11 protein-coding genes and 1 pseudogene are annotated in these 10,369 nt (G+C 71.8%); 7 read left to right on the forward strand and 5 right to left on the reverse strand.

Annotated elements, in window-relative coordinates; all coding sequences use genetic code 11:
- Positions 1-73 precede the first annotated feature (73 nt).
- The 4 genes from QZT59_RS14440 to QZT59_RS14455 form a co-directional block, all read right to left on the reverse strand.
- On the reverse strand, positions 74-316 hold the full coding sequence (locus tag QZT59_RS14440) for a hypothetical protein (protein WP_290817892.1): 243 nt from the start codon (positions 314-316) through the stop codon (positions 74-76).
- A gap of 114 nt (positions 317-430) precedes the next feature.
- On the reverse strand, positions 431-1,105 hold the full coding sequence (rnhB, locus tag QZT59_RS14445; RefSeq protein WP_290817894.1) for a ribonuclease HII: 675 nt from the start codon (positions 1,103-1,105) through the stop codon (positions 431-433).
- Positions 1,106-1,161: 56 nt separating this feature from the next.
- Positions 1,162-1,329 carry a hypothetical protein gene (locus QZT59_RS14450; RefSeq protein WP_290817895.1) on the reverse strand — a complete coding sequence of 56 codons (168 nt, stop codon included), beginning with the start codon at positions 1,327-1,329 and terminating at the stop codon, positions 1,162-1,164.
- Positions 1,326-2,792, reverse strand: coding sequence for a tRNA pseudouridine(54/55) synthase Pus10 (locus tag QZT59_RS14455; RefSeq protein ID WP_290817896.1), 1,467 nt, complete (start codon positions 2,790-2,792; stop codon positions 1,326-1,328). Before QZT59_RS14455 ends, QZT59_RS14450 begins: the two co-directional genes overlap by 4 nt.
- Positions 2,793-3,026: 234 nt before the next feature.
- Between QZT59_RS14455 and QZT59_RS14460 the strand changes: the two genes are divergently transcribed.
- From QZT59_RS14460 to QZT59_RS14475, 4 genes are all read left to right on the forward strand, one after another.
- Complete coding sequence (locus tag QZT59_RS14460; RefSeq protein WP_290817897.1) at positions 3,027-4,160, forward strand: trypsin-like peptidase domain-containing protein; 1,134 nt, start codon at positions 3,027-3,029, stop codon at positions 4,158-4,160.
- 402 nt (positions 4,161-4,562) lie between these two features.
- Complete coding sequence (locus QZT59_RS14465) at positions 4,563-4,757, forward strand: hypothetical protein (protein WP_290817899.1); 195 nt, start codon at positions 4,563-4,565, stop codon at positions 4,755-4,757.
- A 2-nt stretch (positions 4,758-4,759) separates the two neighbouring features.
- Positions 4,760-4,957 (forward strand): hypothetical protein, encoded by a 198-nt coding sequence (locus tag QZT59_RS14470; protein ID WP_290817900.1) that lies wholly within the window; start codon positions 4,760-4,762, stop codon positions 4,955-4,957.
- Positions 4,958-5,059: 102 nt separating this feature from the next.
- Positions 5,060-5,218: a hypothetical protein gene (locus tag QZT59_RS14475; RefSeq protein WP_290817902.1), complete on the forward strand. Its 159-nt coding sequence runs from the start codon at positions 5,060-5,062 to the stop codon at positions 5,216-5,218.
- Positions 5,219-5,275: 57 nt separating this feature from the next.
- On the opposite strand, the gene alaS is transcribed toward QZT59_RS14475, so the two are convergent.
- Complete coding sequence (gene alaS / locus QZT59_RS14480; protein ID WP_290817904.1) at positions 5,276-8,053, reverse strand: alanine--tRNA ligase; 2,778 nt, start codon at positions 8,051-8,053, stop codon at positions 5,276-5,278.
- Positions 8,054-8,195: 142 nt separating this feature from the next.
- On the opposite strand from alaS, the gene QZT59_RS14485 reads away from it, so the two are divergent.
- From QZT59_RS14485 to QZT59_RS14495, 3 genes and pseudogenes are all read left to right on the forward strand, one after another.
- Positions 8,196-8,903: a hypothetical protein gene (locus QZT59_RS14485; protein WP_290817907.1), complete on the forward strand. Its 708-nt coding sequence runs from the start codon at positions 8,196-8,198 to the stop codon at positions 8,901-8,903.
- Positions 8,900-9,607 carry a hypothetical protein gene (locus tag QZT59_RS14490; RefSeq protein ID WP_290817909.1) on the forward strand — a complete coding sequence of 236 codons (708 nt, stop codon included), beginning with the start codon at positions 8,900-8,902 and terminating at the stop codon, positions 9,605-9,607. Before QZT59_RS14485 ends, QZT59_RS14490 begins: the two co-directional genes overlap by 4 nt.
- 210 nt (positions 9,608-9,817) lie before the next feature.
- A pseudogene (locus QZT59_RS14495) lies at positions 9,818-10,369 on the forward strand (diguanylate cyclase); the annotation flags it as partial.

Raw genomic sequence — 10,369 nt, forward strand, 5'->3', positions numbered from 1 at the left:
CGACGGGGCGAGAGTGTACCCGGCGCGGAACGACGGGGCGAGAGTGTACCCGGCGCGGAATCGTGAGCGTGCGTCAGCTCCGCATCTCCGCGTCGACCGCCGTCCGGACCACCCTGGCCACCCCCAGCATCGCCACGAACGTCCCCACCAGCACGAGACCCGAAAAGAGAAAGGCGCCGAGCGCCGTCGGCCCGAAGTCGCCGTGGCCCATGAACTGGTCGGCGAACCGGTAGCCGAAGACCGAAAGCAGGACGCCCGCGGCGATCCGCACCGACCCGCCCCAGTAGGCCCCGTACTCCTCGGGGGAGAGATCCATGGCGAGGCATCTGCGCGCGCCCGGTAAAATAGTATCTGCTCCGGTTCGGGCGCGCCGTCGTCCCCGCACCGCTCGCCGGTCGATCGGCCGGGCCCGCCTCCGGTTCGGAGGGGCTCACTCGCCCCCGAAGTCGCCGAGACCGGTCTGGGCGGCCGCCGCGAGCACGTCCCGACACGTCGCCCACGACCGGCGGGCGCACCGCGGGAGCTCGCCCTCCTCGGCGACGTAGGACTCCAGAAAGGCGCGCGTCGTCGGGTCGCTCGGATAGCCGCTTCCCACGTCGCCGTACTCGGCCGCGAGCTCGTCGACGTGCGCGTCGCGGGCGACCTTCGCGATCACGCTCGCCGCGCCCACGAGCGGGTCGTCGCCGTCGGCGCCGTGGCGGGCGTCCACGCGAACCTCGAGCGCGCAGGCGTCGGCGACCCGGCGGGCGAAGCGATCGGCGTCGGTGTCGCAGGCGTCGCAGAGTCCCCCGGGAACGACCGGCCGACCGTCGGTCGGAACGGCCTCCAGGGCGGCCTCGATCGCGCCCGCGTGGGCCTCGACCGCCAGGCCGTTCATGTCCGTCTCGGGGGCGTCGATGCGCGCAGGCGGGGTCGAGCGAACGCCGACGGCGATCCGATCGTCGCCGCGCAGCCGCGCCGCCAGCTCCTCCCGGCGGGTCGGCGAGAGGTCCTTCGAGTCCGCGATTCCCCCGGGGAGGTGCGACCGATCGTCGACCCAGACCGCGGCCGCGACCATCGCGCCGATCGCCGGCCCCTTCCCCGCTTCGTCGACGCCGAACGGCATGCTAGGCGGGCGGTCGTCGCGGGGGGAGATAAATCGGGGCGATCGGGACCGCCGGACTACTCGCCCGCGATCATCCGGTAGCGGAACATCAGGTAGAGGATGATGAACGCGAAGGCGCTCGCGAACAGGTACTCGCCCTCGTCGACCGAGAAGGCGAGCGCGACCGCGTTCAGCGCGATCCCGAACAGGTAGAACGCCTTCAGCTGGCCGTCCGTGACGTTCATTCGTCGGTCACCTCCCCCGATCCGTCGTCCGCGGAGTCCCTCGGCTCGTCCCTGAAGTACGCCTCGCGTTCGAACGGCTCGGCCTCGCCCTCGACCGCGAGCACGTCGAGGGCGGTCACCGCCGCCGCGGTTCCGAGCAGCCCCGCCAGGCTCGGCTCGGTGCGGCCGTCGTCCCCGCCGATCAGCTCCTTGACGTAGAGGCCGCCCTCGCCGTGGATCTCGACGACCGCGGCGTCGCTCTCGGAGCCGCCCGCCTCCCCGACCGCGTCGGCGTCGTCGAGATCGAGCGGGTCGTCGCCCCCCTCGACCGTCCCGTCGGCGACGAGCCGCCCGTCGATCCCGTAGACGGTGCGTTCGCGGGTCAATCCGGCCCGGCGGTGGTCGACGCGCTCGGGCGTGTACTGCTCGACCGTGGTGCCGTCCAGCTCGTCGAGGGCCGCCCCGAGATCCGCGGCGACGACCGGCTCGTCGAACCGGACCGCGGCCCGGTAGCGCTTGCTCGCGTCGTGCTCTTTGACGCGCTCGACCGTCTCGTAGGTCGCCAGTCGCAGACCCTCGACCTCGACGGCTCCCGCCGCGGCCTCGTTGATCTCGCGTTCGAGCGCCGCGACGTCGGGGGTGCGCTCCCGCGGCCGTTTGACCTCCAGGACGAACGGGCGCCCGGTGCCGAGCATCCGGGCATCGACGTCCTCGCGGCCGGCGCCGTGGAACGTCCCCTCGTCGCCGTCCATCGCCTCGACGACGTGCGGGCGGACCGTCTGCTCGACGCTCGTCTCGTACATGTAGCCGGAGCCCCCGCAGTACTCGCACGGTTCCTCGCCGTCGTCGCCCAGCTGGACGCCGCTCCCGCCGCACTCCCGACAGGGCCACTCCGTCTGGGGAACGTCGCGTTCGAGCTTCCGATAGCGGCCGTAGACGAACGCCGGGTTGACCTGGCGGTCGACGGCGTGGCCCGTCACCGCCTCCCCCTCCTCGAGGACCGCCAGCGGGTCGAACGCCTCGAGGTCGAGCACGAGGAGGACGTCGGGGCGCTCGAAGTCGACCTCGGCGCCCGTGCGCGCGCCGACCCGACGGCCGACCTCGCGGTTGACCTCCCGCTTGAGCGACTCCCCGCGCTCGGGGTCGATCCCGGCGTCCTCGCGGAGCAGCCGGTCGTTCTCCTCGCACAGCGGCGGGACGCCCGTTCCCACCTGGTAGGTCGCGAAGTCGATCCCCTCCAGGGAGTCGGCGACCGCGTCCGCGAGCGCGTCGAACGTTCCGCAGTAGCCCTCACAGACCCAGCACTCGACCGGATCGACGGGCTCGAACGGCTCGTCGTCGGCCATCGCGAGCGTCGTCCGCAGGGCTCGCCCCCGCTCGGCGTTCGTCAGCCCGAAGCTCCGCTCCGCGAACGGGCGACCGAGACAGGAGTCACAGACCGGCCCCGTCTCGAGCAGCGCGGCCGCCTCCTCCGTGATCGTCATTGCCGGCGTATCGGGGCGGCGGCCGTAACACGCTTTCCATTTGCGAGGATCGAGCGAACGCACTGAGCGAGATCCTCGGGTATGCGAACGGCGTGGGACCGTCGGTCCCGCGGACCGTGCGAACGGGCCGGATCCGCGACCAAACGGCGGGCGGGTAGACCCCCGACACCCGGACGGAAACGGGTCGTTCGACGCCATCCAGGGGTTCAAGGTGCTCGACTCCTTGTAATCGGTATGGACGAAACGGACGTCTCCCGCCGGCGACTCCTCGCGACGGCCGGCGGCGGTCTCCTGGCCGCCGTCGCGGGCTGCGCCGAGCCCGGTTCGACGACGCGAGCGGGCGCCGGCGGCTCCTCCCTGGACAGCGACTTCGACTACGACGAGCGCGCGGACGGGTCGGTGTACACGGAGGTCTACGAGGAGCTCATCGACTCGGTGACGATGGTGACGGTCGCGGGCGTCGGCGATCCGCTGACCGGCGAGGAGGGCGAAGGTCAGGGCTCGGCGTTCGTCTACGACGACTACGTGGTCACGAACGAGCACGTCGTCTGGGAGGCCGACGCGATCGAGCTCCAGTACACGAACGGCGACTGGACCGGCGCCGATCTGGTCGGCTCCGACCCGTACAGCGACCTGGCGGTCCTCGAAGTCGACCACCGGCCCGAGGCGGCCGAACCGCTGGCGTTCGCCGACGCGCTGCCGACCGTCGGCCAGGAGGTGCTCGCGGTCGGCAACCCCTTCGGCTTCGAGGGGTCGATGTCCCGCGGGATCGTCAGCGGCGTCAATCGCTCGCTGCCCGGCCCGGGGACCGGCGACAGCCGGTTCGACATCCCCAACGTCGTCCAGACCGACGCGGGAGTGAACCCCGGCAACAGCGGCGGGCCGCTCGTCGACATGGACGGCGCGGTCGTCGGCGTCATCAGCGCCGGCATCGCGGAGGGCGTCGGCTTCGCCATCTCCGCGGCGCTCGCCAGTCGCGTGGTGCCGAGCCTGATCGACGACGGGGAGTACGAGCACTCCCGCATGGGAATTCAGCTCCTGGAGGTCGGCCCGGCGGTCGCCGCGGCGAACGACCTCGAGGAGGCCGCCGGCGTCATCGTCGTCGAGACCGACGAGCCGGCCGAGGGCGTCCTCCAGGAGAGCGACGACGTCGAGCGACGGGACGGCGAGGAGGTCCCCGTCGGCGGCGACATCGTCGTCGGCCTCGCCGGCGAGGAGATCCCCGATCAGCACGCGCTCTCGCGCGTGCTCGCGCTCCAGACCAGCCCCGGCGACGTGGTCGACGTCGAGGTGCTCCGGGACGGCGAGCGGACGACCGTCGAGCTGGAACTCGGCGCCAGACCGACCGACCCGCCGCGCCCGTACTGATCGGACGCCGCTCCGCCATTTTACTCCCCGAGCGCCTCCCCGTCATCGTTCCGACCGGGCGCCGCTCCGCCGTTTCACTCCCCGAACGCCTCCCCGTCGTCGTTCCGACCGGATGCCACGCCCGCGCCGTCGCCGTACCGGCCGGATGTCACTCCCGCAGCCTCCCGCGCCGTCGCCCCGGCGTCTCGGCGGTACGGACGCTCACCGGCGGTACGCACCTCCTACCGCGGCCGTCGGCGCCGTTCGCCCGCTTCAGCCCCGGCCTATGACCGACGTCGGCGCTCGCAGACCCGCCTCGGCGCCCCGGCTGACCGGACGGGTTCACCCTGGCCCCGGGGTAGGTCGTAACCGCTCGATAACAATGGTCGGTTCCGGCGTAGATTCGTCGCCCCACCGACACCCATGACCGCCGCACCCGACACCACGAAAACCGACCGCTCACCCGACGACGTCCTCTTCGAGCACGTCGTCGTCGAGAACGGCGACCTGCCCGACGAGTGCGCGTTCGTGCCCCCCGAGGACGCGCCCGAATCGGAAGCGACCGCCTGGATCATCGCCAGCGGCGAGGGGTTCGTCGACCGCGCGTCGATGCGTTAACCATGCGCCTCCCGTCGACCATCACCGCCGTCGCGTTCTGGCTCGCCGCCCTCCTCCCGCTCGTCTACCTGCCGGTCCTGCTCGTCGGCCTCGACTCGGCCGCGCGATTCACCCTGTTCGTCGGCCTCCTCGGTCTCAACGCCGTCGCGCTCGTCCTCGGCCACGACTACCCGGAGTCCCGGAACCGTCGGCCGACCTGAGCCCCGTGGTCGAGCCGGCGCCGCCCCGCTCCTCCCGACCGTCCGCGACGTGACGGCCAGCCGTATGAAAGGATTAACTGGTGGCCCGTGGTAGCCGTTCGCATGAAGACGACGTGCCCGCTCTGTGAGCGACGGTTCGCCCCCGAACGGCGGTCGTGGTGTGCGTGCGGTTGCGCGATGGATCCGCGGTGTAAGGACAACCACGAACTGTGGTGTCCGGCCCACGGCACGGAGCGGTGGCTCGGCGCGGTGGAGATCTGACCGGCGCGACGAACGCGGCGCCGATCCTCGAGCGGCGACGGACGGAGCAGACCCGTCTCAGGCGTTCAGCACCTGCCGAAGCACCTCGGGCGCCTCCTCCAGCGCGTCCGCCAGCGCCTCGACATCGGGGCCGCCGCCCTGGGCGAAGTCCGGCGGGCCGCCCCCGCCGCCGCCGACCTTCGCGGCGAGCTCGCCCACGACCTCGCCGGCGTTGACGCCGACGTCGTCGGGGACGGCGACGACGAACTGGGCGCTCGAGTCGGCGCCGCTGCCGATGACCGCGATCTGCCCGTTCTCGGCGAAGGCGTTCGCGGTCGCGCGCAGCTCGTCGACGTCGGCGTCCAGGCGCCGGATCACGGCGGTCGCTTCGCCGAGGTCGACCGCCTCGCCGTCGCCGGCGTTCCCGGCGCGGGCCTCCGCCAGCTGCGCCTCGAGCTCGTCGATGCGCTTGCCGCGGGCCTTCCACTCCTCGAAGAACCGCTCGGCCGTCTCCGGGACGTCCGGCGGATCGACGTCGAGGACCTCGGCGGCCGCGTAGAGGGCGTCCTCCTGGGCCTGGGTCGACTCGACGGCGGCCTCGCCGGCGGCGAAGACGATGCGCTCGACGCCGTCCTGGACGCGCTCGGTGGTGCGGATCTTGATGGCGCCGATGTCGCCGGTGCGGGCGACGTGGGTTCCCCCGCAGGCCTGGACGTCCTCGGCGACGTGGATCAGCCGGATGTTGGTCCCCGGCGGGATGCCGCCCTGGTAGAGGTCGAAGCCGTGCTCGGCTTCGGCCTCGTGGCGGTGGGGCCACTCCTGGGTGACCGACGTGTTGGCCATCACGATCTCGTTGGCGACGCGCTCGATCGCTTTGACGTCCGCGCGGTCGATGCGCTCGTAGTGGCGCACGTCGATGCGCGAGGAGTCGACGCCCTTCTGGGCGCCGGCCTGACGGACGTGCTCGCCGAGCACCTCGCGGGCCGCGTGGCCGACGACGTGGGTCGCCGTGTGGTGGCGCATCAGCTGGCGGCGCCGGCCGGCGTCGACCTGGCCGTTGACGAACTCGCCCTTGCCGGGGTCCTCGTCGGTCCGGTGACGGACGACGCCGCCCTCGATCTGGACGTCGCGCACCTCGACCGTCGTCTCGTCGGTCGAGAGGGTTCCGGTGTCGGCGGGCTGACCGCCGCCTTCCGGGTAGAACATCGTCTGGTCGAGGACGACGTCGTAGCCGTCCTCGCGCTCGAAGACGTCGAGGACGACCGCCTCGAACTGAGTCCGGCCCTGGTCCTCGTAGTAGAGTTTCTCCGTCTCCGGCAGGTCGGCGAAGCGCTCCGCTTCGCCCTCCTCGCGCTCGTCGCCCTCCTCGCGCTCGTCGTGGCGGGCGGCGACGAGGCTGTAGAAGTCGTCCGGGACGTCCACCGCGGCGCCGTGCTCGGCGGCGATCTCCTCGACCATGTCCGGCTGGATGCCGTGGGAGTCGTAGAGCTCGATCAGCTCCTCGACCGGGATCGGCTCGCCGCGCTCGGCGTAGCCCTCGGCCAGGCCTTCGACCCGCCGTCCCCCTCGTTCGAGGGTCTCGCGGTACTTCTCGACCTCCGTGCGGACGACGTCGCGGATCGTATCGCGGTTCTCGTAGCCGAGGCGTTCGGCCTGCATGTCGACGAGTTCGTCCAGCGGCGCGTCGACGCCGACGGTGTCACAGAGGCGCTTGGTGCGCCGGAGCACCATCCGCGCGAGGTAGCCCGTCCCCACGTTGGAGGGGACGATCCCGTCGCCGAACATGTAGGCGAGGGTGCGGCTGTGATCGGCGATGGCGTAGATGGCCTCGAGCGGCTCGAGGAGCGCGCGGAGCTCGTCCGTCGAGACGTCGAGCTGGGCGGCGAGTTCGTCGCGAGCGGCCTCCACGTCGTCGACGTCGTCGATGTCGAGTTGACCCGACAGCCGGGCCGCCCGGTTGACGAGTGCGGCCTCCTCCTCGGAGTGGTCGATCCCGGCGTTCTCCTCGAGGAACGCGATCATCTCGGGGTAGATCGCCTCGTAGACCGTCGGCGTCCCCTGGCTCATCCAGGTCCAGCGCTCGAGGCCGTAGCCCGTGTCCACCACGTAGGTGTCCATGTAGGAGTAGCGGTTGCCGTCCTTGAGCTCGTACTCGCCCTCGGGGTCGAGCTCCATGCACATGAAGACGAGCGTCGCCAGCTCGAGGCCCTTGTAGATGACCTCGATCGCCGGTCCGGCGTTGCCGCCGCCGACCCACGGGTCCTCGATGTAGGTCACGTCGGTGACGTCCGCGCCCAGCGACTCGAGCAGCTCGTCACAGAGTTCGACGGTGCGGTCCTTCCAGTACACCTCGCCCTCGTAGGCGTACTCCTCGTCGGCGTCCTCGCGCACGTTGAACGCGTGGTGGGCCATCATCTCGAAGGCCATCGTGTGTCGGCCCGTCTTGCCCACGTTGTCGATGTCCTGCATCCGGATACACGGCTGGGAGATCGTGAGCGGATTGGCGGGCGGCGGCGTCCGGCCGGAGGTCACCAGCGGCTGGAAGTCGTAGATCGACGCCTGCGTGAGCAACACGTCGTCGCGCCAGCGGTTGGCCGCGACCGGGTAGGGGTCGATCCGCTCGTGGTCGCGCTCCTCGAAGAACGAGAGGAACGCCTCCCGCATCTCCGCGAGCGTGTACTCCTCGTCGAATCCGGGGTCGTCGACGAACTCGTAGTCGGCACACGGCGGCTCGCCGCAGGTCTCCCGATCGGGATCCCGGGTCCAGAAGTGGGCCCCGCACGACGAGCACTCCACCCGCTCGAAGCCCTCCGCCGCGAAATAGTCGAGACGATACTCGTCCTCGAGGTCGCTCATCGTTGGCCCTTGGCTCTGCAGCCGGTAAAACAGTTCCGGGAGAGCCGTCGAGCGGCCCGTCCGCGGGCGGAATCCGTCGACTCGGTCGTCGTCGGCGACGTTATCACAAAGATATTGACTGTTCAATCTGAAACACGTTCAGATGACGCGGAACGAGAACGAGAGCGAGGTCGCCGGATGCGGTGGCCGGCGGGGGCTCCGCCCGACGACTCGCCGCTCGTGGGTCGCCCACGCGGGCGTCGCCGGACTCGCCGCCGCGGGCGGACTCGCGCTGACACCGTCCCCGCCGGACCGTCCCGCCACCGTCGACGCGGCCGAGGACGCGATCGACGCCCCCTACCAGGGGGAGCGGGTCGCCGACGAGGACGACGCACCGATCGCCCGGTATCAGTACCGCGCGGGCGGCGACGAGTACGTCGCGACTGCGCCGATCAACGTCGTCTTCCCGCTCGCCGAGCGGGCGGCCGGGCTGCCCGCCGTGATGGCCGTCCTCGCGGAGGCCGGGTGGACCCGGGACGTCGAGGAGTACGCCCGCTACGCTTGGGACCGCGAGCGCGAGCGCTACGTCCACCAGGAGGCGACCGCAGCCGAGACCTACCTCGGCCTGCACGGCCGGAACCACGTCCGCTGCTGGGAGTTCGAGGACGTCGTCTCGATGCAGGCCCACGAGGACACGCCCGCCCGGCCTCGCCACGGCATCGCCTCCTACGCCGACGGCCGGGCCGCCGTCGAGGACCTGTTTCGGGAGGCCGGCTGGCGCGTCGCCCCCGATCAGGTCGACCTGGCGAACGAACGGGGACCGGATCACGACGGAACGGCGTCGATCGTCGTCCCGGGGGAGGAACGGTGAGCGCCGGCGCTCGGGGCGCGACCGGCGCCGACGCGGAGCGAACGGTCTCGATCCGCGTTCGACTCGGGCGACACCTCGCCCACCCGCTGTTCGGCGTTCGTCCCCGGCGCACCCGACTGGCGGTCGCGGCGCTGGTCGCGTTCCTCGCTGCGCACCTCGCGAGCGCGCTGGCCGCCCGCGAGATCGCCGGCGTGCGGGCCCAGACCCTCTCGCCCGCGTTCGATTCGCTCAGCGCGGCGGTCATCGCCGCGAGCCTCGTCGTCGTCCTCGCCGGCCCGCTCGCGTACGCGACCTGGAACGGCGGGCCCGCGCTGGCGTTCGCGGTTCCGCTCGTTCCGATCGCGTTCGGCGAACTCCTCGCCCGCCGGTACGTCTTCGACCTGGACGCGGCGGTTGCGGTCTCCGCCGGCGCGGCGGGGGCGGCACTCGCGCTGTACGCCGCCGAGGCTCGCCGAACCGACTCGCTCCGCCCGTGGCAGCGTCGGCCGCCCGATACCCGCCGGACGCTGTTCGTCGTGGCGGTCGTCGCGGGATCGGCCGCCGTCGTCGCTCGGTTCGTCCTCGACGCGCCGGACGGGACGGCCGCGGCATACGCCCCGTTCGCGGCGTTCTGGCTCGTGCCGGCGGCGGTCGCCGTCGTCTACGGAGTCGGCGGATTCCGGCGAGCCGACGCCTCCCGGGAGCCGACCCCTGCGGCCGAGTAATCCGTCGGCGACGGTGGGCGAGTAATCCGTCGGCGACGATAGGGAAGTAATTCCTCGGCACCGGTTGGCGAGAGCGCCCCCGGACGAACTATCGGAGACCATCAGAAGTAATTGTAAATACTTTCCTTAAAAGGATTTTACAATAACTACATTACGGGGAACCGGCATCGATACGGATACCAATCCGCGGCGGGAGCCGTGGCGAACCCCATGCCGAACAGGTACGTCGTTTCTTACGTCGCCGCGACCCACGCCGACGCGGTCGAGGGAGCGGCTGCGCTGGAGCGCGCCGAGTCCTCGCTCGACGTCCGGCCGACGACCGGGGACGAGATCGCCGCCGGGCGGGGGGACGCCGACCCCCGCTCCGGCGACGACGTCGACTGCGTCGTCTTCGCCGAGACGCCGACGACGGCCGAAGGCGCGGCGCTGCTCGACGTGATCGACGCCGCGGCGGGAACGCCGCTCGTGCTGTTTTGTGACGCCTCGTTCGCGCCGACGGCGGCCAGATCGACCGACGGCGTCGCGGGCTACGTTCGCCGGGACACTGCGGGCGCGTTCGCCCACCTCGCCGACGAGGTGCGGTGGGTGTGCCAGGGCGAGCGGGCCGGCGAACCGAACGGCGGCGACGATCGGACGGCGGCGCTCGCGCGTTCGCTGGCGGCGTGCGAGGAACGCGACGCGGCCTGTCGACGCGTCGTCGCCGCCGTCGCGGCGGAACTCGACGTCGACCGGTGCTGGGTCCGCGAGCGACCCGGCGAGGAC

The sequence above is a fragment of the Halovivax sp. genome (assembly GCA_007119345.1).
Taxonomy (GTDB): Archaea; Halobacteriota; Halobacteria; order Halobacteriales; family Natrialbaceae; genus Halovivax.

Bases quoted from the DNA above. Each gene is read 5' to 3' on its own strand.
- QZT59_RS14450 (WP_290817895.1), bottom strand. From the start codon at position 1,329: ATGAACGTCACGGACGGCCAGCTGAAGGCGTTCTACCTGTTCGGGATC.
- QZT59_RS14440 (WP_290817892.1), bottom strand. From the start codon at position 316: ATGGATCTCTCCCCCGAGGAGTACGGGGCCTACTGGGGCGGGTCGGTG.
- QZT59_RS14485 (WP_290817907.1), top strand. From the start codon at position 8,196: ATGACGCGGAACGAGAACGAGAGCGAGGTCGCCGGATGCGGTGGCCGG.
- QZT59_RS14470 (WP_290817900.1), top strand. From the start codon at position 4,760: ATGCGCCTCCCGTCGACCATCACCGCCGTCGCGTTCTGGCTCGCCGCC.
- QZT59_RS14465 (WP_290817899.1), top strand. From the start codon at position 4,563: ATGACCGCCGCACCCGACACCACGAAAACCGACCGCTCACCCGACGAC.
- QZT59_RS14475 (WP_290817902.1), top strand. From the start codon at position 5,060: ATGAAGACGACGTGCCCGCTCTGTGAGCGACGGTTCGCCCCCGAACGG.
- QZT59_RS14455 (WP_290817896.1), bottom strand. From the start codon at position 2,792: ATGACGATCACGGAGGAGGCGGCCGCGCTGCTCGAGACGGGGCCGGTC.
- alaS (WP_290817904.1), bottom strand. From the start codon at position 8,053: ATGAGCGACCTCGAGGACGAGTATCGTCTCGACTATTTCGCGGCGGAG.
- rnhB (WP_290817894.1), bottom strand. From the start codon at position 1,105: ATGCCGTTCGGCGTCGACGAAGCGGGGAAGGGGCCGGCGATCGGCGCG.
- QZT59_RS14460 (WP_290817897.1), top strand. From the start codon at position 3,027: ATGGACGAAACGGACGTCTCCCGCCGGCGACTCCTCGCGACGGCCGGC.